22 protein-coding genes and 1 riboswitch are annotated in these 25,614 nt (G+C 56.0%); of the genes, 7 read left to right on the top strand and 15 right to left on the bottom strand.

The features are described from left to right. Positions 1-47 precede the first annotated feature (47 nt). From ACR0AJ_RS16090 to ACR0AJ_RS16055, 8 genes are all read right to left on the bottom strand, one after another. On the bottom strand, positions 48-2,087 hold the full coding sequence (locus ACR0AJ_RS16090; protein WP_170351161.1) for an ABC transporter substrate-binding protein: 2,040 nt from the start codon (positions 2,085-2,087) through the stop codon (positions 48-50). 52 nt (positions 2,088-2,139) lie between these two features. Then, positions 2,140-2,973 (bottom strand): DeoR/GlpR family DNA-binding transcription regulator, encoded by an 834-nt coding sequence (locus ACR0AJ_RS16085; RefSeq protein WP_170351160.1) that lies wholly within the window; start codon positions 2,971-2,973, stop codon positions 2,140-2,142. A gap of 249 nt (positions 2,974-3,222) precedes the next feature. Continuing rightward, positions 3,223-4,368 carry an iron-containing alcohol dehydrogenase gene (locus ACR0AJ_RS16080; protein WP_480648424.1) on the bottom strand — a complete coding sequence of 382 codons (1,146 nt, stop codon included), beginning with the start codon at positions 4,366-4,368 and terminating at the stop codon, positions 3,223-3,225. Further along, positions 4,365-5,747: an aldehyde dehydrogenase family protein gene (locus ACR0AJ_RS16075; protein ID WP_480648426.1), complete on the bottom strand. Its 1,383-nt coding sequence runs from the start codon at positions 5,745-5,747 to the stop codon at positions 4,365-4,367. Before ACR0AJ_RS16075 ends, ACR0AJ_RS16080 begins: the two co-directional genes overlap by 4 nt. 95 nt (positions 5,748-5,842) lie before the next feature. Next, on the bottom strand, positions 5,843-7,120 hold the full coding sequence (locus ACR0AJ_RS16070) for a glutamine synthetase family protein (protein ID WP_226689585.1): 1,278 nt from the start codon (positions 7,118-7,120) through the stop codon (positions 5,843-5,845). An 80-nt stretch (positions 7,121-7,200) separates the two neighbouring features. Continuing rightward, positions 7,201-7,950 carry an N-formylglutamate amidohydrolase gene (locus ACR0AJ_RS16065; RefSeq protein ID WP_170351156.1) on the bottom strand — a complete coding sequence of 250 codons (750 nt, stop codon included), beginning with the start codon at positions 7,948-7,950 and terminating at the stop codon, positions 7,201-7,203. Beyond that, positions 7,947-9,647: a Na/Pi cotransporter family protein gene (locus tag ACR0AJ_RS16060; RefSeq protein ID WP_170351155.1), complete on the bottom strand. Its 1,701-nt coding sequence runs from the start codon at positions 9,645-9,647 to the stop codon at positions 7,947-7,949. The genes ACR0AJ_RS16065 and ACR0AJ_RS16060 overlap by 4 nt, the downstream gene beginning before the upstream one ends. A gap of 4 nt (positions 9,648-9,651) precedes the next feature. Further along, a complete protein-coding gene (locus tag ACR0AJ_RS16055) occupies positions 9,652-10,416 on the bottom strand; it encodes an inositol monophosphatase family protein (protein ID WP_480567331.1) in 765 nt (254 codons plus the stop codon). A gap of 685 nt (positions 10,417-11,101) precedes the next feature. Here ACR0AJ_RS16055 and ACR0AJ_RS16050 point away from each other — a divergent pair. After that, a complete protein-coding gene (locus tag ACR0AJ_RS16050) occupies positions 11,102-12,361 on the top strand; it encodes an aminotransferase class V-fold PLP-dependent enzyme (protein WP_170351153.1) in 1,260 nt (419 codons plus the stop codon). Positions 12,362-12,412: 51 nt separating this feature from the next. Here the strand turns inward: ACR0AJ_RS16050 and ACR0AJ_RS16045 are convergent, their stop codons facing one another. Together ACR0AJ_RS16045 and ACR0AJ_RS16040 are read right to left on the bottom strand one after the other, a co-directional pair. Further along, entirely contained in the window at positions 12,413-12,712 is a 300-nt protein-coding gene (locus tag ACR0AJ_RS16045; protein ID WP_170351152.1) for a CcdB family protein, read from the bottom strand. Continuing rightward, positions 12,712-12,942, bottom strand: a complete 231-nt coding sequence (locus ACR0AJ_RS16040) for a type II toxin-antitoxin system CcdA family antitoxin (RefSeq protein WP_170351151.1) — start codon at positions 12,940-12,942, stop codon at positions 12,712-12,714. The genes ACR0AJ_RS16045 and ACR0AJ_RS16040 overlap by 1 nt, the downstream gene beginning before the upstream one ends. 251 nt (positions 12,943-13,193) lie before the next feature. Here ACR0AJ_RS16040 and ACR0AJ_RS16035 point away from each other — a divergent pair, with 251 nt between their 5' ends. The 4 genes from ACR0AJ_RS16035 (at position 13,194) to ACR0AJ_RS16020 (ending at position 17,804) form a co-directional block, all read left to right on the top strand. After that, positions 13,194-14,234, top strand: coding sequence for a GDP-mannose 4,6-dehydratase (locus ACR0AJ_RS16035; protein WP_480741328.1), 1,041 nt, complete (start codon positions 13,194-13,196; stop codon positions 14,232-14,234). Positions 14,235-14,484: 250 nt separating this feature from the next. Then, positions 14,485-14,589, top strand: a riboswitch (TPP riboswitch). A 32-nt stretch (positions 14,590-14,621) separates the two neighbouring features. Further along, positions 14,622-15,602 (top strand): thiamine ABC transporter substrate binding subunit, encoded by a 981-nt coding sequence (thiB, locus tag ACR0AJ_RS16030; RefSeq protein WP_170362649.1) that lies wholly within the window; start codon positions 14,622-14,624, stop codon positions 15,600-15,602. Then, positions 15,578-17,125 carry an ABC transporter permease family protein gene (locus ACR0AJ_RS16025; RefSeq protein WP_480741326.1) on the top strand — a complete coding sequence of 516 codons (1,548 nt, stop codon included), beginning with the start codon at positions 15,578-15,580 and terminating at the stop codon, positions 17,123-17,125. Before thiB ends, ACR0AJ_RS16025 begins: the two co-directional genes overlap by 25 nt. Beyond that, positions 17,112-17,804 carry a thiamine ABC transporter ATP-binding protein gene (locus tag ACR0AJ_RS16020; protein ID WP_480648432.1) on the top strand — a complete coding sequence of 231 codons (693 nt, stop codon included), beginning with the start codon at positions 17,112-17,114 and terminating at the stop codon, positions 17,802-17,804. The genes ACR0AJ_RS16025 and ACR0AJ_RS16020 overlap by 14 nt, the downstream gene beginning before the upstream one ends. Before the next feature lie 88 nt (positions 17,805-17,892). Here ACR0AJ_RS16020 and speB read toward each other — a convergent pair whose 3' ends face one another. The 4 genes from speB to ACR0AJ_RS16000 form a co-directional block, all read right to left on the bottom strand. Continuing rightward, entirely contained in the window at positions 17,893-18,858 is a 966-nt protein-coding gene (speB, locus tag ACR0AJ_RS16015) for an agmatinase (protein ID WP_480648434.1), read from the bottom strand. 21 nt (positions 18,859-18,879) lie between these two features. Then, complete coding sequence (locus ACR0AJ_RS16010) at positions 18,880-20,160, bottom strand: TRAP transporter large permease (RefSeq protein ID WP_170351145.1); 1,281 nt, start codon at positions 20,158-20,160, stop codon at positions 18,880-18,882. After that, positions 20,157-20,762: a TRAP transporter small permease gene (locus ACR0AJ_RS16005; protein ID WP_480663961.1), complete on the bottom strand. Its 606-nt coding sequence runs from the start codon at positions 20,760-20,762 to the stop codon at positions 20,157-20,159. Before ACR0AJ_RS16005 ends, ACR0AJ_RS16010 begins: the two co-directional genes overlap by 4 nt. Positions 20,763-20,833: 71 nt before the next feature. Then, positions 20,834-21,850, bottom strand: a complete 1,017-nt coding sequence (locus ACR0AJ_RS16000) for a TRAP transporter substrate-binding protein (protein ID WP_480663959.1) — start codon at positions 21,848-21,850, stop codon at positions 20,834-20,836. Between the two features lie 148 nt (positions 21,851-21,998). Between ACR0AJ_RS16000 and ACR0AJ_RS15995 the strand changes: the two genes are divergently transcribed. Next, the gene (locus tag ACR0AJ_RS15995) at positions 21,999-22,898 is read left to right on the top strand and encodes a LysR family transcriptional regulator (RefSeq protein WP_170351142.1); all 900 of its coding nucleotides are present in this window, start codon (positions 21,999-22,001) and stop codon (positions 22,896-22,898) included. 4 nt (positions 22,899-22,902) lie between these two features. On the opposite strand, the gene ACR0AJ_RS15990 is transcribed toward ACR0AJ_RS15995, so the two are convergent. Next, on the bottom strand, positions 22,903-23,604 hold the full coding sequence (locus tag ACR0AJ_RS15990) for a GntR family transcriptional regulator (protein ID WP_170351141.1): 702 nt from the start codon (positions 23,602-23,604) through the stop codon (positions 22,903-22,905). A 138-nt stretch (positions 23,605-23,742) separates the two neighbouring features. Between ACR0AJ_RS15990 and ACR0AJ_RS15985 the strand changes: the two genes are divergently transcribed. Next, complete coding sequence (locus ACR0AJ_RS15985; protein ID WP_480741324.1) at positions 23,743-25,479, top strand: thiamine pyrophosphate-binding protein; 1,737 nt, start codon at positions 23,743-23,745, stop codon at positions 25,477-25,479. Positions 25,480-25,614: the final 135 nt, after the last annotated feature.

Genomic DNA, 25,614 nt, shown 5'->3' with positions numbered 1-25,614 from the left:
AACGGGGCGCGAACGCCCCATTCCGTCATCTCAGATCAAGGATCGGATTACTCGGACAACCACCACTGAGCAGGGCGATACGGATAGGTCCGATAGAACTCGTACGACTGCGTCTTGAACTCGGTGAAGTTCTGCAGATTGTTCGAGTGGTAGATCGGTGCCGGCGAGTTGACCGTACCAATGAACAGCAGTTCGCTGGTCATTATCTCAACCATTTTCTGAGCGGCAGCAATGGATGCGTCCGATCCAGGTGCGCTGGATTGATAAGTATCCAGAGCGGCTTTCAGATCGGCAACCCAAGCGGGCGGCTCGACACCGTTTTCACCGTTCGAGCTGATGTATTCCGCCCAGAGCATCCCGGTTCGAACATCGAAGTACCCGTCAAACGGGGGAACCCAGATTTCGCCGTCGCCCAGAACCGAACCGGCAGGCTGGCTCTTGAGCCACATACCCATATCCAACGTATTGGCCGATTGCGCCGCGCGGAACTCATCAGAAGTAACCTCTTTGATCGCGGTGTTGACGCCCACGTCTTTCCAGTTCTGAGCGATGAGTTCCACCAGTTGAGCAGAGGCTGACTGCGTCGAGAACTGCCAGTCCAGCACAAGCGGGTCACCGTTTGGCAGATCGCGGAAACCGTCACCGTTCTGATCGACTAGGCCGACCTCATCGAGCAGAGCATTGGCACGATCCTGATCAAAACCAGCCTCGTACTCTGACCATTTGGCATCAATGAAGTCCGGGCGCGGTGAGAACCCGATATACTGTGTCGGCTCACCCAGTCCAAAAGCGGTAACTTCGTTCAGCTGATTGCGGTCCATCGCAACCGACATGGCCGTTCTGAAACGGATGTCGTTGAAGAGCGCGCGTTTGGCCTCATCCTCGGCGGTCACGTTGAACGTCAGCACCGGATAGCCGATCGCGGGCTTTACTTCCAACGTGTAGTTGCCGCTTTCCTGACCCTCCAAAAGAACCGGAGCAGATGTCAGGTTCACACCCTGAGATTTGTAATCCACCTCGCCGTTCAATAGCTTGAGGTTACGCACCTCTTCATCCGGTACATATGTTTCATCCATTTCCGAGATATAGGGCAGTTGGTTACCCTGTGTGTCGACCTGGAAGAAGTAAGGGTTGGCGACATAGTGGCGCCCTTCGGTGCTTTCCTTCACAAGAATATGACTTTCAAGGGTCGGCATAGCATCCTTGGGCAGACCCGCCAGCTTGTCACCTGCCGTCAGCATTGGTGACGGCGTATCCATCCAGTCCGAGTTACCGTAGTAGGCCTTGATCAGTTCATAACCGTTTTCATACCCAAGCGCCTGTGCGTTGGCGTCCGCATTTTCATCCAACGCCGGGTGGAACTTTTCGAAGAAATGCTTGGGCTGGTAGGGTTGCACATAAGTGAACGAAAACGTCTCGGTCAGGCCCGGCTTGGGTGCGGCCAGCGTAAACTGCACCGTGGTGTCATCTACCGCTTCGACCTTCATGGGTTCACCGCCAGCCAGTGCGTAATCCTTGGCTTCGGCGATGACATTGGTGTCCATCATCAGGTTGTCATACCAGAACACGACATCCGCCGCGGTGAACGGCGCCCCATCCGACCACTTGTGACCTTCGCGCAGATGCACGGTCAGTTGAGTGAAATCATCGTTCCATTCCCAGGACTTGGCCACATTGGGCACCAAGGTTTGAAGATCGTCGGAATACCGGAACAGGTTCACGTGACGTACAGACAGGAAGTCTGACGTGCCGCTTTCGGTGGCGTTGGACAGCGCATCCAGAACCCCACCATACTGACCGATCGAGTCATATGGCACGATGACCAAAGGCTCGGCCGGCAGACGATCCGCCACCGCGGGCAGGTCGCCATTGCCGCGGATTTTACCATTTAGATCTGCAATGGCTGGGTTTTCTGCAAAGTTCAGCGTACAGCCCGCGGCCGACTGAAACTCTGCCAGATCAAATTGCTGCGGATAAGCACCATCAGATAGGCCCTGCATATCTGCAACTGTCGCTGCCGGACAGTTCGCCCAGGCAGTTCCCCCCAGAGTGACCAAGGCCACACCTGACATCAGAAGCTGTTTCATGTTTTCTCCCTACGGTAACGTCAGTTTCGTTTTTATTTGCTTGTGAAACCGATTAGTTGACTGCAGCAACGTCGGTTCTCTTCTTCTTTTTCTTTTTTTTGCCACGCAGCGCAGCGACATGGACTGTAACCCCCGCATCCTTCAAAGCTGTGGCGAAAGTTTCAGACGGGGGTATGTCGGTCACCAAATCGGTCACCTGGTCAAATCGGCAGGATACATTAGTCGCTTTTTCCCCGAATTTCGTGTGATCGGTTGCGACAATCATGCGCCGCGTATTTTTAAGCAACGCGCGCGTCAACTCAGCCTCCAGCGGGTTCGAAGCCAACACGCCGCCGGAAAGCGATATGGCATCCGCACCGCAAATCACCGCATCATAACTGTATTGGCAGGCCAGTTCCTCGGCCGCACGACCAAAACTGCCGCGTTCGGATCGAATAACCTCACCACCGGCAAGGATTGCTCGCGTTCCGTTGTGATCAGCCAGTGAGGCGACAACCGATAGCGAGTTGCTGACCACGGTTAGGTTTTTCAGATCGCGCAGCTGCTCGGCAACATGGGTGGTCGTTGAGCCCACCGTAATGAACAGCACCATGCCGTCTTCGATCATTTGGCTGACCTTGTTGGCAATAAGCGTCTTTTCTTCGGCGTTTTGCTCCAACGCCCCGGAAAACATCGGCGTGTCCTGCGCCCGGGAAAGATAGGTACCCCCATGCACCCTCTCAACCATGTTTTTTTGCGCCAGCGCTTTGACAAGTCGACGAACAGTTTCCTCAGAAACGTCCATAACCTGCGCAATCTGGGTATTGCGCGCCGAGCCCCCCAACCTTGCCAGGACATCTAGAAGTTCACGGCCCCGATGAGGGATATTATCGCTATCGTGATCCATTTTTTAAGCCCAACATAGTTTCACTTAAAAATCCACAAAAATTGTGAATGTTTTGTGACAATATTTGAATTGCGGGGAATTATTTATATTTTCCAATAAATCCGGTCATCGGCTGAAAAGCGTCTGGTCTACCAATATATGTACACTTGACTGCTTTTGTCCGGTAAGACCTACCGGCTTCACCCTGTGGAACACCACTGGTGATTATAAATTCTGGCCCCGGCAGAGTGTCTGCCGAGGCCCTTGCTTTCATAACGCTGCTTCGAACAGTGTTTTTAGATTTCTTTCAGTCAGCTCAACGGGATTCCCACCGCATGATGGGTCGATGATTGCGCCTTGGACCAGTTCAGGAATTGCGGCCTCGGTCACACCCAGGTCAGACAGTTTGCGCGGAATACCCAAATCGTCGTTGAAGGTCTGCACAAAGGCGCGGAAGCCGTCAAAGCCGCCCTGGATGCCCAGATAATCGGCTGCCATCTGGAACCGGTCGGCAATGGCAGGGGCGTTAAACTCCAGCACGCCGGGCATGCAGACCGCGTTGGTAGTGCCGTGATGGGTGTTGAACACCGCCCCGATGGGGTGGCTCATGGCGTGGATCGCGCCCAGACCTTTCTGGAAACCGGTGGCGCCCATCGAGGCTGCGCTCATCATATGTGCGCGGGCCTCGAGATCGGTGCCATCAGCATAGGCGCGCGGCAGATACTCTTTGACCAACCGCATGCCTTCCAGCGCGATGCCCTGGCTCATCGGATGGTAATGCGGGCTTGAGAATGCCTCGACACAGTGGGCAAAGGCATCCAGACCGGTGCCTGCGGTGATAAATTTGGGCATGCCCACGGTCAGCTCCGGGTCGCAGATCACCACGCTCGGCAGAACCTTGGGGTGGAAGATGATCTTTTTGGCATGCGTCTCAGAGTTGGTGATGACGCTGGCGCGCCCAACCTCAGACCCTGTTCCGGCGGTGGTTGGCACCGCGATGATCGGGGCGATAACATCTGCATCGGCGCGGGTCCACCAGTCGCCGATGTCTTCAAAATCCCAGACCGGACGCGTCTGACCGGCCATGAAGGCCACCATCTTGCCCAGATCCAGCCCTGAGCCACCACCGAAGGCAATCACCCCGTCATGACCACCAGCGTTATAGGCGGCAGCCCCGGCTTCAAGGTTCTTTTCATTCGGGTTCGGGTCAACGTCGCTGAACAGACCCCGGCCCAGACCGGCGGCCTCCATGATGTCCAACGTCGCGGTGGTGATCGGCAGGTCGGCCAGCCCTTTGTCGGTGACCAGCAAGGGCTTATTCATCCCCGCTGTGGCACAGGCCTCGGGCAATTCTTTGATGCGCCCAGCACCGAATTTGATTGCGGTCGGGTAAGACCAGTTTCCAACAAGGCTCATGATGTCACCTTTTTCAGATGGTAGGATTTGGGACGGGTCAGGTTGTGATAGCCGATGACCGACAGGCCACCGCCCCGCCCGGTATTCTTGCAGCCGGTCCAGCACAGGCCGGGGTCCAGATAATCGGCCCGGTTCATAAATACGGTGCCGGTCTCGATTTGATCGCCCACACGGGCCGCGCGATCCACATCAGGGGTCCACAGGCTGGCGGTCAGGCCAAATTCGCTGTCATTCATCAGCGCAATCGCTTCTTCGTCGGATGAGACCTTCATGATGCCCACCACCGGACCAAAGCTTTCATCCCGCATCACGCGCATATCATGGGTCACATTGGTCAGGATCTGCGGGGTCAGATAAGCCCCGCCGTCATCCTCGGCGAAGGTGTCGATATGAGCCACCGCGCCATCGGCCACCGCCTCGGCAATCTGGGCGCGCACCTCATCGGCGAACCGAACATTGGCCATCGGGCCCATGGTGGTCTCCGGGTCCAGCGGGTTGCCCAGTTTGTAGCCTTTGACGACCTCAACTGCCTTGGCGACGAAGTCATCATAGAGGCTCTCATGCACGTAAATCCGCTCGATCCCGCAGCAACACTGTCCGGCGTTGAACATCGCCCCGTCGATCAGCGTATCCACGGCGGCATCCAGATCGGCATCCTCCATCACATAGCCGGGGTCCTTGCCGCCCAGTTCGGTGCCCACACCGGTAAAGGTGCCCGCCGCCGCGCGCTCCATCGCCTGACCACCGCCGACCGAGCCGGTGAAGTTCACAAAGTCGAACGCATTGCCCGCGATCAGGTCATTTGTCACGTCATGGCTGAGGAACACGTTCTGGAACACATCTGTCGGCACGCCAGCTGCATGGAAGGCCTGTGCCATCCGCTCACCCACCAACAGGGTCTGGGTGGCGTGTTTCAGGATCACCGTGTTGCCCGCGATCAGCGCCGGGGCCACCGTATTGATTGCCGTCATGTAAGGGTAATTCCAGGGCGCCACCACAAACACCACCCCATGCGGGAGGCGCTTGATATAGCGTTTGAAGGTCTCATCCTCGCCCACCGCGATATCCGCCAGCGACGCCTCGGCGATCCCGGCCATATGGCTGGCGCGCTCGTTAAAGCCACCAAACTCACCGCCATAGCGCACCGGGCGGCCCATCATATGAGCCAGCTCGGGCACGATCTCATCATTCATCGTACCAACAGCCGCCACGCCCGCCATCACACGATCGATACGCTCCTCCAACGACCGCGCCGCCCAGTTCGCCTGCGCGGCACGTGCGCGCTCAGCCGCCGCAAAGGCGGCGTCCCGCGACAGAACCTCGCGTTCCGCAAAAACCGATCCATCAATCGGTGAGACACATTTCAACATCTGCCCCATAACCACTCCATTTCGAAAGACGGCAGGGTCCCCTGCTTCGTCTGGCCAAAAATACCTCGGGGGTCTGGGGGCAGAGCCCCCAGCCTGGCCCAAGCTCACGCCCGCTCGAACCCGCGGGCAACTTCCCAATCGGTTACCACGCGCTCGAATTCCTCGATCTCGACCTCTGCCGCGCGGGTATAGTGATCGACCACCTCATCCCCCATGGCCGCGCGCAACATGGCCGACCCATGCAGGGCGTTTCGTGCGTCCCTCAACGTACCCGGGATCATGCCGGTGTCGCCCTGATAGACATCGCCTTGGGCGGGCGGCTGCAGCTCCAGCCCTTCCTCGATCCCTGCAATTCCGGCGGCCAGCATCCCGGCCATCGCCAGATACGGGTTCATGTCCGAGCCCGGAATGCGGCATTCGACCCGCACCGCCTTAGTGCCATCGCCACACAAACGGTATCCGGCCGTACGATTGTCCACCGACCAAATGATCCGTGTGGGCGCAAAGGTGCCCTTCATGAAACGCTTGTAGCTGTTGATGTAGGGTGCCATGAAATAGGTGTAGTCCGGCGCGTATTTCAGCAGCCCCGCCATGTAGCTTTTCATCAGCGCCGACATGCCTAACACATCCGACTTATCGAAAAATGCCGGCTGACCGTCTGCCCACAGCGACTGATGCACGTGGGACGAACTGCCCACCTTGTCATGATGCCATTTCGGCAGGAAGGTCGCCGCATGACCATGCTGCCAGGCGATCTCTTTCACCGCGTTCTTGGCGATCGAGTGGTACTCCGCCGTCTCCATTGCCGGCGCGTATTTGATGTTCAGTTCTTCCTGACCGGTCTCGGCTTCACCTTTCGAATTCTCGACCGGAATCCCCGCATTCCACAAATGGTTGCGGATCGGACGCATCACATGCTCTTCCTTGGTGGTCTGCAGGATGTGGTAATCCTCATTGTAGCCCGAGATCGGAGCCAGATCGCGGAAGCCCTCCTTACGGATCTGGTCAAAGCTCTTCTCGAACAGAAAGAACTCAAGTTCGGTCGCGCACATCGCGTCATAGCCCATCGCCTTCAGACGGTTGACCTGCTGTTTTAGGATCGAGCGCGGCGCGTGCGGCACTTCTTCGTGGGTATGGTGATCCAGCACATCGCACATCACCATCACAGTGCCTTCCAGCCACGGAACAGGGCGCAGCGTGCTGAGGTCCGGCTTCATGACGTAATCGCCATAGCCCCGCTCCCAACTGGTCGAGGCATAGCCATCCGGCGTACCCATCTCCAAATCTGTCGCCAGCAGATAGTTGCAGCAATGCGTTTCTTCCCATGCACCCGCAACAAAGTGACCCGCATGAAAGCGTTTGCCCATCAAACGTCCCTGCATGTCAACAAAACATACCAAAACCGTGTCAACATCGCCCGCAGTCACACGTGCCTTCAGTTCGTCGAGGTTGAAAGTTCCGCTCACGATTTATCCTCCTTAATCGCGATGTCGTTCAGTGCCGGTAACAGCAGGGTCAATACCTCTTCTGCTGCGACAGCAATCTCTTCATCGGTACGCAGTAGGTCGTTGCGCACTTCCAGCATTACATTTGGCAAATTTCGGCTAAGCGCATGCAGGCGTAGCGAATGGGTGACCCCATCAGTTGGGCCATAAGGCTCATTTCGCTCGGTTCGGCGGTTCGGAATACGATCCACATAATTCAGCATCGCATCCACAAGCCGACTGTCTTCATCATGCAACAAACCCAGCTCAACCGCACGCGGTTTGCCGAAATAGACCGGGGTAAATGAATGCACAGTCACGATCACCGTATCAGCCCGGCGCTTGTTCAAAACCTCGGACACAGCGGCGCAGAACGGATCGTAAACCGCAGCCGTACGCGCATCGCGCTGCGCTTGCGTCAGGCCTGTATTCCCCGGGACAATGATCTGTTCAGACTTCTCAGGCATTGCGCTTGCGGCTTCCGGGGGGCGGTTGCAATCATAAACCAAGCGCGACACGGTCGAGGCCACGACCGGCGCATCCAAAGCCTGCGAAAGCTTTAACGCCAGGCTTCGCGCACCCGGGTCCCAGACTGCGTGGCTTAGCCGGTCAGCTTCGGACAGACCCAGATCACTGTAGTCTGATGGAATCCGATGGCTCGCGTGTTCGCACAATAAGACCACTTTGCCCTGGCCCTCTTCGTTCAGTACCTCTACGGGCGCAATCATCCTTTCACCTCTGTATCTGAATCTTTTTGCGTCCGGGGCATTTCTTCGATCAGGCGTGTTTCCAGCAACTGACCATTCCGATAGAGGATCGGATAAGCCACCGCTGCGATGTGACTGTTGAATTCACGCAGCGCGCGCAACGTCTCAAGATGGATATCGCTGGTCTCAAAACTTTCCGTACTGCCATGCTGAAGCCGTTTGAGGTGACGCTTGCGGCTGTCACGCTCGGCCCGTTTGATTTCGGTCTTTTCGAGGCTCAGCAGGCGGGCACTTTCCAAATCATCCGAGATCAGCACGTTCGAGGCCAGTTTGAGATTGGCTAAAATACCCTCGTGCATTTCGACCAATTCTGCCCAACCTTCTTTCGAGAATGATGCACCTTTTTTGCGCATGCTGGTAGCCAACACAGTCAAACGTTTGGCGACAACGTCGCCTGCAGTTTCAAGGCGAATGGCGTATTCCATCAAGTCGCGCGCCACTTTCGCATTCTGCTTTCCAAAATCCTCTGCCGGAATGGCCGCCACGAATTTTCGGACGCCAGACAGGCACTCGTTCACCTCGACATCAATGTCCCTGACGGCACGGATCTGTTCCTTGTCTCCACTGCGGTACAGTTCGAGCGATGGGCGGAACATCGATTCAACCAGATCGCTCATCCGCAGCAGTTCCCGCTTGAGGCTCGATAGGGCCTGGCTGGGGCTGCCGATATTGCGCATTTCCAACGCGCTGGTGGGACGACCCGGCTGCAGCGCAGCCTCTGATGTTTTAGGGTCTGGCAACAGCCGCTCGAACGGGGCACTTAGGCGTCCACAGAATGGCAGCGCCAGAACCAGCAAAGAGGCATTAAAGGCCAGATGCGCGTTCACCAGCATTTGCCCGCCTTGCAGATCGCCCAGAACGCCCGCCCTCAGGGCTGTGGTGGCCGCGAAAAGGGTAATAACGGCCCAACTGCCACGTAGGGCCAGATTGGCAAAGGGGATGCGCCGGGCTGATAAATCCATCCCCCGCGTCAACCAAACCGGGATAAAGGCCGAGCCGAAGTTAGCCCCCAACACCAGCGACAACCCGGCGGCAAAAGGAATTGCGCCGATTTGCACAAGCGTCACGCACATCAAGATCGCCGCGACCGAGGAATGCATGACAAAGGCCAGCGCACCACCCACCAAAAACGCGGTGATATAGTCGCGGGCCAGATAGTCGGCGATGGCGGGCAGAAAAGCACTGTCGCGGATCGGGTCCATTGCCTCACGCAAAAAGCGCAATGAGATCAGGATGAATGCAATGCCCATCAGAATGCGGCCCAATTGCCGCGGTTTCTTGGACTCGGTTTTGACGAACAGATACCCGCCAATTGCCAACAGAAGCGGCACCAGCCAATCCAGCTTGAACGACAGAATCTGAATAATCAGCGCAGACCCCAGATCGCCACCCAGTACCATTGCAAGGCCCGCAGGAAATGCCAGCATCCCACCAGCGGCAAAGCCCGAGGTCAACAATGCCACCGCCGCCGAGCTTTGCAGCACAATAGCCATCGAAAGCCCCACCATCGACGCCTGCAAATAACTGCGCTGGCCCGTCATAACGCGCTGGAACGAGGCCCCATAGCTGCGCTCAATCCCTGTGCGCACCATGCGCACGGCAAAAAGCAACAACATTGTCGCTCCGGCCAAGTTGATGAGAAAGCTTACAATCGCCATGAGCCTAACCGTTCACCTTATCCAGCATTTCCGCATGCAGTTCAGGCGTTGCGGCCGAGATCACCCGACCATCCGAGTTCAGGTCGAGGGGCTTGCCATTCCAGTCGGTCATCACCCCGCCTGCGGCCTCAACAACGGCCAGAACAGGCAAGAAGTCATAAGGCTGCAAGTCATAGTCAATCACTGCATCCACATGCCCAGCCGCCAGCAGGGCATGCGGGTAGCAGTCATAGGCGAACCGGCGGGTTTGCCCGGATTGCATCAGTTTTGCGAATAAAGCGGGATGATCGCGATAGATCTTGTCACCTTCGTTCACAAACAGGATGGATTGATCCAATCGCGTCTTTTTTGACGTTGCGATGGCATTGCCATTCAGAGTCGCGCCCTGACTTGAAACGCCTACAAATACCTCATTCAACGCAGGCATACCGATCACTCCGATATCCGGCTTGCCATTAACCAGATGCCCCAGCAAGAAGCCGAACAGCGGATGCCCCGAAAGGAACGATCTTGTGCCATCAATCGGGTCAATGATCCAAACTTCACGACAATTCTGCCCGTCAAACCCGTGCTCTTCGCCAAAGATACCATGATCCGGGAAATGCTGCTCTAGGTAAGTGCGCACCTGGGTTTCAACACCTTTATCGGCCTGTGTAACCGGGCTTTCATCCGACTTGAATTCAACACCCAACCTACCGCGAAAATACCCTCGTGCCGCAGTATTGGCTATGTCGGCAACCGCCATCGCATGCGTTACCAGATCAGCCATTTCGGTATTTTGTGAGCTTGTTGGATTCAACATCCATTTCCGTCCTGTCTAGTGATGGATTGCGGGGCTAGGGTAGCAATAATTGGGAAAGGTCATGCGGGCTCTAACCGAATTACAATTAAGTTCGATCGCATTTCTTGAATTTGCATCAACGTCCAACATCTGCGCATAGCCGTGCCCCGTGGTGGTGCCCAGCTTCCTTTCGGGCGGTCGAGCTTCACCTTTAGAATCTCGGACATCTCCCGCTATTCCGACGCTCTGATAGCCCTCGGCACGCTGCATCACGTTGTGCAAGTCAACAATCCAATCCTGAAGTTCCAGGCTGTCGTCTTCTTGTAACATCAGATTCCGGCTTTTTGACATCATTCTTCCCTATAGTTCCACAAAAACATACAATTTCAACCCAATAATCCTGAAATTATTTGTTTTATGTGGGTTTTTAAGGGATATTGCACTCACCCTTTTGGCGATCCGGCAAGACTTCGCGTGATTATCGACGTCGCTCTCGTTGGCAATACCTCGAGATATTGATGGCGGTGGCAGACTGTCTGATGTCGCCAACGCGCCAGACGACCGCCAATCTGCTCGACAATCCTTAGGTTACAGAGACAAAGCTGGCAGACCTGAATGACTGCTCACACTCTGATCGCACCCCGCGCGCTTTGAAAAACTACAGGACAGACCCATGATCCAGAACAACCCAGCCCTCATCGATGCGATCCGCGACCGGTTTAACCATGTCGAAAGCTGCCCGTTTCAGGGCGAGCGTATTTTTTTCGAAAACGCAGGCGGTGCGCTGACATTGAAAACAGTCACCGAAACCTCGGCTTTTTATGCAGCGATCCCAGACAACCCCGGGCGCATCAACCCGGCGGGGCAGGGGACACAGAATGTGATCAACAAGGCCAAGGGTGACCTGGCGGTATTCATGAATGCCTCGGGCGGGCAGTTCTTTGCCGGTGAAAGCGGGACAGAGTTGCTGTTCCGGATGATCCGCACCGCCTGTCTGGCCACCCCCAAGGGGTCCAAGGTGATCGGGTCGTCCATAGAACACCCTGCCACCCGCAGCGCTGCGCACCGCTGGGCTGAGATTGCGGGACTGGACTACGTAATTGTGCCGCATAATGACGAAACCGGGCTGGTCACACCCGAGGATTACACTGCGCTGATGACACCCGATGTGGCGGTGGCAACAATCCTGCATGCCTCACCGGTGACAGGTATGGGAATGGATGTGGCGGCGATTTCCTCCGCGATCCGAGCGGTCGCACCGGATTGCATGATCATCGTCGATGGCATTCAGCACGCCGCCCACGGGCAACTGGATCTGGATGCCTACAATGTTGATGGCTATGCGATCTCGCCCTACAAGGTGTTTTCGCGCCATGGTTATGGCATTGCCTGGATTTCTGAAAAGCTAACCAACACCCCGCATGACATGCTGATCGACGCGCCTGCGACGGGCTGGGAATTCGGCACTCGTGACACTGGGTCTTATGCGACCGTCTCGGACGTGGTGTCCTATTTCGACTGGCTGGGCGGAGAGGTGTCGGACGAGACCGAGCCGCGCAAACGGATCGAGGCCGCTGGCCGTGCCATCCATGCCTATGAGACCCACCTGACCAACGCCGCCATTAATGGGACCGGAAATCTGCCTGGCCTGCGCGATATGGATCACGTCACGATTCTGGCCGGGGCTGACAATCCCGCGCGCGAAGGGTTGGTTTCAATCGTGGTCAAAAGGCATGCCTCGGAAGATGTTGTGGAGATATTGAATCAGCAAGGCATCCGCACCCACACCCGTAAGGATGACCACTATTCCGGCAACGTCCTAAAGCCACTGGGCCTGTCGGATTGCATCCGCATCTCGTTCTGCCACTACAACACCGAACAGGAAATCGCTCGTCTACTGGGTGCCATAAAGGTGCTGGGTCAGGACAACTAGCAGAGGGTTCAGTCAACCCTGATCAACAAGACTTCGGTCGCTCGACAGATATCAGAAGCCCTGCATCAGCATGTCTATGGCAACCGTGATCCGGTCGGCTTCCTCATTCAGGTTGGCGGTCTGAGATTTGAGAATTCCCACCGGAACCGCGGCCATGAATTGGGTGACCATGACAACCTGTTCGCCATGGATATCGAACACTGGATTAAGCCGGGTCGCGGGCTTTGGGGCCTTGGCCAATGGTATCAACGGGGCGACCACCCGCGTATTCAGGTCCCCAAGCAGATCGGTTTGCACATCCAGAAGATAGCCATCACCCGATGGATTCGGAAAAACATCGTATTTGGGCATCAGAATTGCCGGAAGCTGTCCAGCGGCAGGCCGTGTTGCTCAACATACGCGTTTGAGCTTTTAAGGGCTTCCGCGTTTTCTGCTTTCCACTGCTCGGCTTTGGCCTCGGCAACCGCTATACGAACACCTTCTTCGGCTGCGCGGGAAAGGTTGACCTTCAAAGCTTTGGCTTCGGACAACAATGCGCTGTCCAGCGAAAGGTTGGTTGGTCTGCGTGATTGGGCGTTCATCAGATATGCCTCCCTTCACCCTAAGATAGGTCCATTCTAAATGCGCGTCAATTATGCGCATGATTAATGCTGGCAACCTTTGGCGTCCGCTGCTGCCAATCCTATACAAAGGCAGATTATTGCTACGCGTCGCCCGGGTGGCGAAAGGGCACAGCAGAATACACCGTTTTCTGCGATAACTGTGGTGGTATCTTCCCTTGATCTCGCACTAAAAAGGCCCGAAATACCAAGTTTTTTACAAGGGCAACATTATGCAGAGCGTTCTCATCACCGGGTCAGCCGGTTTTATTGGCTTTCATCTGAGCAAGCTTCTGCTGGCCCAAGGGTACCACGTAGTGGGGTTGGACTCTCTGAACGATTATTATGATGTGTCGTTGAAAAAGGCCCGCCACGACATGCTGGCGCGCGAACCCAATGGTAAGAATTTTTCGCCCGTCATCGGCAAGGTCGAAAATCCCGGCCTGATGATGGAGCTGTTCGGGGAACATGGTTTTGACTATGTCATTCACCTCGCTGCCCAAGCTGGGGTGCGCTATTCGATCGAGAATCCGCGCTCGTATCTGGAATGCAATGTGATAGGGACTTTCGAAATTCTGGAAGCTGCGCGGGCGCATCCGCCAAAACACATGCTGTTGGCTTCGACTTCTTCGGCCTTTGGCGCCAATACCGAGATGCCCTATAAGGAAACCCAACGCGCCGATCATCAGATGTCGTTCTACGCGGCCACCAAGAAATCGACCGAAAGCATGGCCCATTCCTATGCGCATCTGTTCGATTTGCCGATCACCATGTTCCGGTTTTTCACCGTCTATGGCCCTTGGGGTCGCCCGGACATGGCGCTGTTCAAATTCACCAAAGCGATCCTCGAGGGCAATGCGATCGATGTCTATAATCACGGTGACATGAAACGCGACTTTACTTATGTCGAAGATTTGGTTGAGGCGATCCGCCTGCTGATGGACGCCGTCCCTGTGCGCCCCGCAGACGGCAATGTTCCAGAAGAGGACAGTTTGTCACCGGTCGCCCCCCATCGAGTGGTGAATATCGGCAACAATGATGCGGTACAGCTGACCGCGTTTATTGAAGCTATCGAAACGGCCACTGGCATCAAGGCGAATAAAAACATGATGCCAATGCAGCCCGGTGACGTGCCCGCAACTTGGGCCGATGCATCGCTGCTCAGGGAATTGACCGGTTATCAACCAAGGACTTCGATCGAAGATGGTGTGGCTGAGTTTGTTAAGTGGTACCGCGACTTTTATCGTCCCAACGCGGCTGGGACCGAAAGGTAAGATGGTTAGCCTTCAGGCCTAAAAGACTGGTGGCCGTCCTCTCAGTTTTGAGATTCGGCCTCTGAAGTTCTCAAGGGTAAAAACGCAAACCGTTCCAGTACCTGGAACGTAGTTCAAAACCTTTCCCACGGTGATTGTTCCACAGGGCGATTAGGTTGCGCATCTCTCAGTCCAACTGAACGGATGCCAATTTGAGCATCCAAAAAACACTTTAACCCGGTTGTCTTTTCGTCCGTTCCAACCTACTGACAACCTCACCTCGGGGTGCGTGGCCTGCCGCGCTGAGATGCCTTTGGCGAACCCGTAGAACCTGAACCGGCTAGAACCGGCGGAGGGAAAGGTAACGGTTTCATCCACCCTTGCCCTCTCGCCGCAATGGAGGATGACATGAAACATCTGATGATTGCTGCGGGACTTCTGAGCGCAACAGCGGCTGTCGCGGCCGACAAACCTCAGCTGACCGTTTACACCTATGACAGCTTTGTCTCGGACTGGGGTCCGGGCCCGAAAGTAGAAGAAGCTTTCGAAGCAGTATGCAACTGTGATCTGAACCTTGTGGGCGTCGAAGACGGCGCGGCGCTGTTGTCGCGTCTTCGGCTTGAGGGTGAAAACACGGACGCCGATGTGGTGCTTGGGCTGGATACCGGCCTGATCGCAGCGGCCAAGGAAACTGGCTTGTTTGCTCCCAACTCGGTCAGCGCCGATTATACCCTGCCGATTGAATGGTCAGATGACGTGTTCGCGCCTTATGACTGGGGCTATTTTGCTTTTGTCCATAACGCAGATGCGGCGGCACCTGCCAATTTCCGTGAACTGGCCGAGGGTGAAACCAAGATCATTATTCAAGACCCGCGCTCGTCCACTCCGGGTCTGGGGCTGCTGTTGTGGGTCAAAGCGTCTTATGGAGACGAAGCCCCCGAAATCTGGGCCGGGCTTGCCGACAATATCGTGACCGTGACCAAAGGTTGGTCCGAGGCGTATGGCCTGTTTCTTGAGGGTGAGGCGGACATGGTGCTCAGCTACACCACATCGCCTGCTTATCACTTGATCGCCGAGGATGACGCCAGCAAAGCAGCGGCCGCCTTTGACGAAGGGCACTACATGCAGGTTGAAGTTGCGGCGAAGCTGGCCGGTACCGATCAGCCCGAACTGGCTGATCAATTTCTGGAATTCATGGTCTCGGACACCTTCCAGCAGATCATCCCGACCACCAACTGGATGTATCCGGCAGTGACCCCTGCGGCTGGCCTGCCCGAAGGGTTTGACACGTTGATCACGCCTGAGAAATCCTTGCTGTATACCCCGGATGAAGCCGCCGCCGTGCGGGATCAGGCGCTTGCGGAATGGCTGGGCGCGCTCAGCCAGTAAGCCCTTGGCCGGGTGTTGGCGCAGCGGCACTGGTTGCTGCGCTGATATTGGGCACATTGGCCGCGGTAGCCCTGCGCGCTGATACAGCGGGTGGGTTGGGTCCGGCCGATTGGGCGGCGCTGCGCTTTACGCTGGTTCAGGCGGTGTTGTCTGCGCTGTTCAGTGCTGGGCTGGCTATTCCGGTCGCCCGGGCACTGGCGCGGCGTCGGTTTCGTGGACGGTCTGCCCTGATCGCCCTATTGGGCGCCCCCTTTATCCTGCCGGTCATCGTCGCGATCCTTGGGTTGTTGCAGGTTTTCGGACGTGCAGGCTGGATTTCAGACTTTTTAGGTCTGTTTGGTTTGCCGCCGCTGCGCATCTATGGGTTGCACGGGGTGGTTCTAGCCCATGTATTTTTCAACCTGCCACTTGCCACGCGGCTGATCCTGCAGGCGTGGCAGGAAATTCCGGCAGAAAGATTTCGGTTGGCCGCGCAATTGGGGTGCGACGGCTTTGCCATGTTCCGTCTGATCGAACTGCCAATGTTAAGGCGCATTCTGCCGGGTGTTCTGGCCGTGATCTTTGCGATTTGCCTGACTAGCTTTGCCGTCGCGTTGACTCTTGGCGGAGGGCCTCGCGCAACGACACTTGAACTCGCGATCTATCAATCCTTTACCTACGATTTCGACCTTGGCCGCGCGGCGTTGCTTTCTGCGGTGCAACTGGCCTTGACCGCTGCTGCCGCGCTAGCTGCTTTGAAGTTTTCGCGTGGTGACGGGTTCGGCGCTGGATTGGATCGCGCGATACAACGATGGGATGGCGGCGCGCCCGCAATTGATGCGTGCTGGATCGGACTCGCGGCAGCGTTTCTGCTTCTTCCTTTGGCTGCCGTGGCGATCTCTGGCCTATCTGGGTTGCTCGAAATGCCTGCCTTGGTGTTCCGTGCGGCGGTGATATCGGTTCTGGTTGCCACTGCTAGTACGATTGTTTTGTTGATGCTTGCACTGCCGATGGCCATGGCCGTTGCAACCGGTCGTCACGGGATTGTTGAGCTTAGCGGTATTCTGGGGCTGGCGGCTTCACCGTTGGTGATTGGCACCGGGCTGTTCATTCTGATCCGCCCCATCGCTAATCCAGTAACACTGGCATTGCCGGTAACCGCGCTGGTGAATGCCGTCATGGCCTTGCCCTTCGCGCTACGCATTCTGGTGCCGGCGGCCTGCGACGTGGTGGCGCGACACGGGCGGCTTGCCCTGTCGCTGGACATGGACAAGATAACATTCTTTTCCCGCGTCCTGTTGCCGCGCATGCGCCCACAGATCCGCTTTGCCACGGGTTTGTCAGCCGCGCTATCGATGGGAGATCTGGGAGTTATTGCCCTGTTCGCCGATCCACAGATCGCGACCTTGCCCTTGCAGATCTATCGGTTGATGGGGGCGTATCAGATGCAAGCAGCGGCCGGGGCAGCTCTGTTGCTGTTGTTACTGTCGATAGGGGCATTCTGGCTATTGGATCGCGGAGGGCGGTTGCATGCTGAAACTTAAAGGCTGCGTAATCGAGAACGGAAAATTCTCGTTGCGTGCTGATTTTGCCGTCGAGACCGGTGCCAGTGTAGCCATTATTGGGCCGTCTGGCGCGGGAAAGTCGACACTGCTTGAGGCGATTGCCGGGTTTCGTGACCTTAAACAGGGAAAGATATTCTGGGACGGAGACCTTATATCAAACCGCGCCCCTGGCAAGCGCCCTTTGGCGATGCTGTTTCAGGATGGCAATCTATTCCCACATCTGACGGTCGAACAGAATATCGCTTTGGGCTTGCGCCCGAATGGGCGGTTGTCGGTTGATGAGCAATCTCAGGTCCAAACCGCACTAGATCGGGTTGCCCTGCCGGGTCTGGGTGATCGCAAGCCAGCCGAACTGTCTGGAGGTCAGCAAAGCCGGGTCGCATTAGCCCGGGTTCTTGTGCAGCGCCGTCAGATGTTGCTGCTGGACGAACCGTTTGCGGCGCTGGGGCCGGCACTGAAGGCTGAAATGCTTGATCTTGTGGCTGGGTTGCTGGCGGAAACCGGAACGACCCTGCTTATGGTCAGCCACGACCCGCAGGACGCGCGCCGCATTACCGGCCAGACGGTTCTTGTGTCTAACGAGCAGGCATATCCTCCTGCGCCGACCCGGGACCTTTTGGACAATCCACCGCCCAGCCTGCGCGACTATTTGGGGTAGGGACATTGGATGGAAACCTGCGAAAGGAATCTCGCAGCCCGGCGCGTAGTTGAAAGGTTTCTGCACGCCGGACTGACAGGGAGGGACCTTATTTCCGGTTGTGGAAAATGAACCCGAGGAAGTTCAGCAGCAATTGCGCCGCAAGAATCTGTGTACTTTCGGTCTGGTCATAGGCAGGGGCGACCTCAACCAGATCAATGCCAACCACATTACCGCGTTTACTGAGTCCCTGAACGATTTCCAGAACGTCATAGTACTGGAACCCGCCATGGCTGGGTGTCCCTGTTCCGGGCGCAATCGACGGGCAGAACGCGTCGATATCTATGGTGACGTAATAACGCGCACCTTCGGGGATACGATCCAAAACGCCCTCAGTTCCCAGTTTGCGCACTTGTCGTACGGAAAGGATATCTGAACCCCGCGCCCGCGCGTCGTCATAACCTTCTTTCGCGGTCGAGGACACGTTGCGGATGCCCAGTTGGGTCATGCCCGAGACATAGTCTTTTTCGATTGCCCGACGCATCGGGTTGCCGTGACCATCGGTGACGCCTTTGCGTTCGTCGACAAAGTCCAGATGCGCATCGATCTGGATCACATGGATTGGTCCGTTCTTTGCGCAATCTTCTTCAAAGGCGCGGATGCAGGGGATGTTGATCGAGTGATCTCCACCGATTGTCACCGGCAGAGCACCCGCATCGAGGATTTTCTTCACACCGTATTCGATGTTGGCATGACTTTCCTCGGTCTTGGTATGGATGATGTCGGCATCGCCCAGATCGACGATGCGCACATCGCTGGCCAAATAGGTTGCGTCATCCTCGTGGTCATAGGCACCGGCGTGGCCAAAGCTGAACAGGGTTGACGCTTCGCGCACAGCGCGCGGCCCAAACCGGGCACCGGATCGAAACTGACACCCGAAATCGAAAGGTGCACCAAGGACGGCGACATCAGCGTCGATCTTATCCCAATTCTCGACATAAGGTTTTTTGCCAAAAGTCGCGATGCCGACAAAAGGCAGGTTCAGACGACCAGATTCATAGCCATGACCCGACATGATTTCTCCGTTTCTTATGGGTTATCGGTACGCCAATTCCGGCAGGAACAGCGCGATTTGAGGGAAAGCCATCAGCAGCCCGGTGACAACCAAAAGGATGATCAGAAAGGGCGGCACGCCGCGGACCACCTCGACAAAGGGGCGGCGGAATACGGCGATGGCGGTGAACAGGTTGCAGCCAAAGGGTGGTGTGGCGGCTCCGATGGCGACTTGCAGTGTGATCAGAACGCCAACCAGTACCGGGTCTAACCCACTGGCCTTGATCATCGGTGCAAAGATCGGAACTAGGATCAGGATCACCACGATCGAGTCAACGAACATGCAGCCGAGGAAGAAGGCCACGTTGATCGCCAGCAACACCATAAGCGGGCTGGCTTGTTCCAGCCCCAGCGCTGCGATGATAGTCTGCGGCACTTGGGCAAAGCTAAGTGTCCAGCTAAAGGCGGCTCCGGCGGCAATCAGGATAAACACGACGGACGTGATGGCCCCTGTGGACAGGGCAATATCGAACAGGTCTCCGACCTTGATCGAGCGAAAGATCACAACCTCGAGGATGACAGCATAAAGCACGCAGATTGCCGCCGCTTCGGTGGGTGAGAATACGCCGCCATAGATGCCTCCGACGATGATCGCCGGAAATCCCATCGGCCAAAGGGCCTTGCGCAACGCGGTAAAGCGCTGTCCCCACCCCTCGCGAGGCAGAACTGGGATATCGTGACGGTAAGCGTACACCATGCAATAGGCCGAGAATAACACTACGATCAGCAACCCGGGCAAGATGCCTGCGATGAAAAGCTGCGAAATCGACGTCCCCGAGACTACGCCATAGATGATCATGCCGATGGATGGTGGGATCAGATAGGCCAGATCAGCGGCATTTACGATCAACCCGATCGAAAAGCTGTCGCTATAGCCCGATTTCAGCATCCGCGGCCGCATCGCACCGCCAATGGCCACCACCGTCGCCTGGGTCGACCCACACACAGCTCCGAACAAGGCGCAGGCCGAGGTGACGGAAATTGCCAGGCCGCCTTTGATATGGCCCATAAAACTCATCACAAGATCGATAAGCCGGTTGGCGGAATGTCCTCGCGTGATGATATCAGCGGCCAAAATGAACATCGGCACCGCGATCAGCGCAGCCGGCTTCACGCCCCCGATCATCTGCTGGATCAGGATTTGCATGTTCATTTCAGGGAAGTAGACGAGAAACCCCAGCACAGCCGCCGAAATCAAGGGCATTTTCATTGGAAAGCCTGCCAGCAGCAGGACGATCATTACAACCAGCATCAACTCGGTCATTTGTCCGCCTCCGCAGTATCTTGGAACTTCTTGATGGCCGAAGCAGTTTCCGGATCTTCATAGCTGTCAATTTCGAGGTACGAGACATAGACGTCCTCGTCAGCGAAGTTCAGGTTCCGGATCGCAGTCAGCAGGTATTGGAACGAGGCCAGTGCCAATCCGATCACCACCCAGACATAAGTCAGGTACAGCGGCAGCTGCAGCGCTGGGGTGATCCGCCCGCGCGAGGCGACTTTCTGCACATATTCAAACGCGTACCAGGCCAGCACACCCATCACGATGGCTGTGGTGGTGGCGATCACTACCATCAGGCCTTTGCGCAGTTTGACTGGCAGGGCGTCATAGATGGCTGACATTCGGATGTGGATGCCCTTACGCGTGGCGTAGCCCAGTCCCATGAAGGTGACGATCACAATTAGAAACTCGTTCAGCTCTTCCGAAAAATAGATGGATTGGTTGAACACATATCGCCCAAAGACATTGGCGATGGTGTTCACGGCCATCACGGTGATCCCCCAGCCCAGGATCCAGATTTCTGTCCGTCCGATAACGGCGTCAATCTTTCCCAACAAGCCGAAGGGAGTGGCAGTATTGCTTTGCATGGTTTCCCCCCTTTGAAAGCCCCCACGCGCAAGGCGCGTGAGGTAGTTTTGAGTGAGTGGGTGGGGAGGGATCAGTTGCCTGACAGTTCCGCCTGCAGCGCGTCCAGCAGTTCCTGACCACGGTCGCCTACCGTGTTGACATAGGCTGCGGAGGTGCCCGTGCTGCGCTCACGGAAGGCGTCACGCTCTTCTTCGCTCAGAACGACCAGGCCAATGTCAGGTTTGGCTTCTTTGATGATATCCAGACGTTTCTGATTGAAGTCGGTGACGACACCGTCAATAAAACCGGTCATGTCGGCCATAGTGTCACGTACCAGTTGCTGACGATCGGGGTTGAGGGTTTCAAACCAGTCCGAACCGGCAACGACGGTGGTGACAAGCTCTTGCTCACCGGCCCAGATCAGGTGGCTGGTGACCTCGTAGAACTTCATCTCTTCGATGGTCGGGATCGGATTGACCTGACCGTCAACTGCGCCGAGTTGCAGCGCGCCGAACACTTCGCCAAAAGGCAGCGGGGTCGGGCTGGCACCCATGTTTTTATAGGTCTCCAGCAGGATCGGCGACACCATTACCCGCATCTTGAAGTTGTCAAAGTCTTCGGGCGTGCGGATTTCGCGGTTGGTGGTCCAGACCTGCGGCCCTTCGGAATACATGGTCATAACTTCCAGACCACGCTGGCGGAAATCATCGTTCAGCGGACCGTAGATGGTTTCCGAGTTGCTGAGGATGTTCGAAATCGCGGCCGGATCGGATGGTAGTAAGTAGGGGAGCAGGAAAACCTGGCTTTCTGGCACCACGGTGCCAAGATTGCCAATCGATACGTTGGTGAACTGGATGACACCGTCGGCGGCCTGTTCAACCGTTTCGGTCGGCGTGCCCAGCGTGCCCATCGGATAGACGGTCACGGTCACTTCACCATTGGTGGCGGCTTCGATGCGCGATTTGAACTCTTGCGCGTAGGCATCCATGATCGAGCCCGGAATCTCTTCGATTGCGAACTTCCAGTCCTCGGCCAAGGCGGCGAGAGGGGTCAGGCCCAGCAATGCTGCTGCGGCAGTTATCTTGAGGGGACGAGAGGTCAAGGTCATGTTGGTTTCTTCCCTGTTGCCTTATTGGGTTTGGTCTTCAGGGATCAGGACAGCATAGAAAATTACACAAAAAAATATCATCTTGTTTATGTTCACATGAGGTATTTTTATGTAAATAACACCACGACTCCCGAAAGGCGGATAAGCGTTGAAACTGCTCAGAAATACTCTGCTTGAAACCTTCGTGACCGTGGTCGAATGCGGTGGGTTTACGGATGCGCAATACGCATTGGGCATTACGCAATCGGCGATTAGCATCCGAATCCGAGATCTGGAAACGGCGCTTGGCTATCGGATTTGCGAACGCGGCCGTGGTGGGTTTCGCCTGACGGAACGGGGCGAAATCGCCTATCGTAAGGCCGGAGACATCTTGCGCAGCGCCCGCGATTTCGACGCTGAATTGCTGGAATTGCGTGGGACCACTACCGGAGATCTGCGGATTGGCACCATTGATGCGGTCAATACATTGGCAGAGCTCAATCTGGCACAGGTCCTTAAGCGGTTTCTCGACCGCCCCAACGAAGTGCAGCTAGAGGTGGTCGTCGCATCACCAACTGAGTTAACACAGAAGCTGATTACCGGTGATTTGCATGTTGCAATCGCCCCCTTCCGCAATCAGGTCCCAGAGCTGACATACACCGAACTGTGCCAGGAAGAGCATCGTTTGTACTGTGGGCAGGATCATCCCTTGTTTGACTTACCCGACGATCAGATTGATCTGGATGTAATCTCACAGCACCAAATTTGTCAGCGCTCCTACAACATTCTGGTGTCACCGGTGCTTCAGACTGCGCAGCCAAAAGCCACCGTGGCAAATATGGAAGCAATGGCGATGATGATTGAAACCGGCCACTTTTTGGGTCCGCTGCCGGTACACTTTATCAAAAACTGGGCCCACCGCGATCGACTCAGAGAGCTTGCGCCGGACAAGCTGAACTGGAACTCAACCTTTTACCTCGCAACACGGCCATCACTGGCCCATAGGAGGGCGGTTGAAATTCTGGTGCAAGACATCGTTAAATCCTGCAAGCGTGGTCAAGGGTCATAGCCGCTTAGGCATCGTCATCCACAAAGTAGATTTCGGCGAACGCTTTGGCGACGGCCTCAGTCGTCTCTTCTCGGCGGCGTTCGATGTGTTTTCGAATGGTATCGACTGCGATGCCTTCATCGCGGTCTGCAATATTTTGCATGATCATCAGGTGGCTGGGAATTTGGCTATTCGTCGTTTCAGCCCCACCATTCAAATACGCATTCTTTAGATCGATCAGGCGAACGAACCGGATGCGCGCATTGAGGTTCTCAAGAATACGCACAAGTTCCTGATTTTTGGACCCCTTGGCAATGTCCACATGGAATTGCTCATCCAACTCCAACAACCGTCGGGGGTCTTCGCACTGGTCATATTCCCTCAAAACCCCACGCAATGTTTCCACCAATGCGGCCAGCTGACTATCCGAGGATTTGCGAATAGCCAGCCTCACAGCTTCCGTCTCAACCGCGATCCGGGCCTCATACAAGGAAAGAATCTGAGAGGGGCTAAGCGGGCGGCAGAAAAATCCCCGCCTGGCCTGAAAGGTCAGGAACCCTTCGGCCACCAGCCGGTTCAGCGCTTCGCGTACAGGTGTCCGGCTGGTGCCAAAGCTTTTGGCCAGGGCAACCTCATTGATCTGGGATTCTGGTTTGAACTCAAAGTTCTCGGCCATCCTGCGCACAAGATCATAGACGCGACCAACACGATCTTCGGTTTTTGTCATCCGGTTTCCTCAAGTCAAAGATCAAGCTTGGGACTAACAGGTTTTTGCCGGGGTTTGAACTGAGTATTGACTGGTCGGCAATACTGTATAATCAATTGTCGACAATTAGAGTAAGCGACTCACGAAACGGAGGTTCATGTGTTGAAACCGGCAGAATCCATGCGGATGAACGGCGCGCAGGTCATCCTGAAGATGCTGGAGCTTCATGGTGTGCGCCATGTGTTTGGCCTGCCCGGTGAAACGACAATCGGCTGGTACAAGGAATGGCGCGAACACAGCGATATCGAGTTTGTTCTGACACGGGACGAACGTACTGCTTCTTATGCGGCCGAAGCTTATGCCAAGATCACGGGTCGACCTTGTGTTCTTGAGGCCCCAAGTCCCGGCATCACTCACTGCACACCTGGTATCACCGAGGCGTTTCTCAGCTCGGTTCCAGTGATATTCTTCAGCTCGGACATCCCGATTAATCAGGACAAGAAACATGGGCTGACGGGTATTGATCAAACCAGGCTTTACGACAGTATCTGCAAGGAAAGCTTTGTTCTGACCAACGTCAAGGACATCCCTTTCTTGCTTCGCCGCGCCTTCCGTGTGGCAACGTCGGGGCGTCCTGCGCCCGTTCATATCCGGGTGCCAATCAACATTTACGGCGAAGAGGCTGAGATCAATGACCTTTACGCCGAGCCCGAGTACAGCCATTACCCGGCTCATCGCCCGGTCGCGAATCACTGCAAAATCCGCGCGGCCATTGATATTCTGATCAAAGCGAAAAATCCGGCCATTGTCTGCGGTCAGGGGGGGCTGATCTCCAAAGCGTCGAACGTGGTTCTAGAGCTGGCGGAACTGCTGCAAATCCCGGTCGGCACCACCACGCCGGGCAAGGGTACCATTCCCGAAGATCACCCTCTGGCTCTACGTGTGATTGGTGGTCGGGGAGGTATGGAATATTCCAATCAGTACGTCCACGACGCCGACACGATCTTTTTCATCGGCTCAAACACCGACAGCGCCGCCACCGATCATTGGAAGCTGTATGGCGACCCAAACACAAAGACGTTCCTGCACTTGGACATCGCCGAAGCCCATATCGGTAACAATTTTCCGGTGCAGGTCGGCATGGTGGGCGATGCGCGCGCCAGTCTTGAATATATGGTTGAACTCATCCGGTCCGAACACCCCGACCTGGATCGGCCCAAGGTCGATCTGAACCCGGTCAAGAAGACCGCACTCGACAAGGTATTCAACTCCAACATCCCCATGCCCGAAGGCACGCTATCGCCTGTACGTCTGTCGCAAGTGCTGGACAAGATCATGCCCGATGATGCCGTGGTCACCTCAGAGCCGGGCGTCAGCGCGATCTACCCTTCGGCGCTGCTGACCTTCCGCAAACCCGGGCGGCGGTACATTACCAATTATTCGATGGGGGCTTTGGGATATTCGGTTCCGGCCTGTATCGGGGCCGCCTTTGCCAATGACGGACCGGTGATTTCATTCACCGGAGATGGGTCCTTTGGGTTTGTGATCGGAGATATGGAAACGCTCAAACGATCAGGCAGGAACGTGACTGTGATCCTGACACGCAACGATACATTTGGCTGGATTCGAGGTGAAGCGATCCTTCTTGACGATGTCGACGAACCTTGGAGCACCGATTTCGGTGCAGTCGACTATGTCAAAGTGGCAGAAGGCTTCGGATTCAAAACGGCTCGCATCACCTCAGAGGCTGATATCGAGCCGATCCTGTCGGACGCGATAGCCAACCCAGGGGCAAATTTCATCGAGATCATGGTGCCATCGCAAGACAAGATCATTCCGTTTGTTCCTAACTGGGTTCGTGCGGCCCGTGAAAAGAACCTTCCGTGTTTCTATTGAGGCTGGGCTATTGCATCTCTTTTGGCCGTTCCGTTCGGTGTGTTTTGGTTGTGTTAGTTGTGTTTTGTTTATGGTGTTTCTGATTGAGATGACTGAGTGAGGTTGGGCTGATGAGCATGAACCCTTTTATCAATC

The sequence above is a fragment of the Ruegeria sp. CJ9 genome (assembly GCF_056536625.1).
Note: the sequence above shows the minus strand (reverse complement) of the source record. Positions and strands in the feature narration are given on the sequence as shown.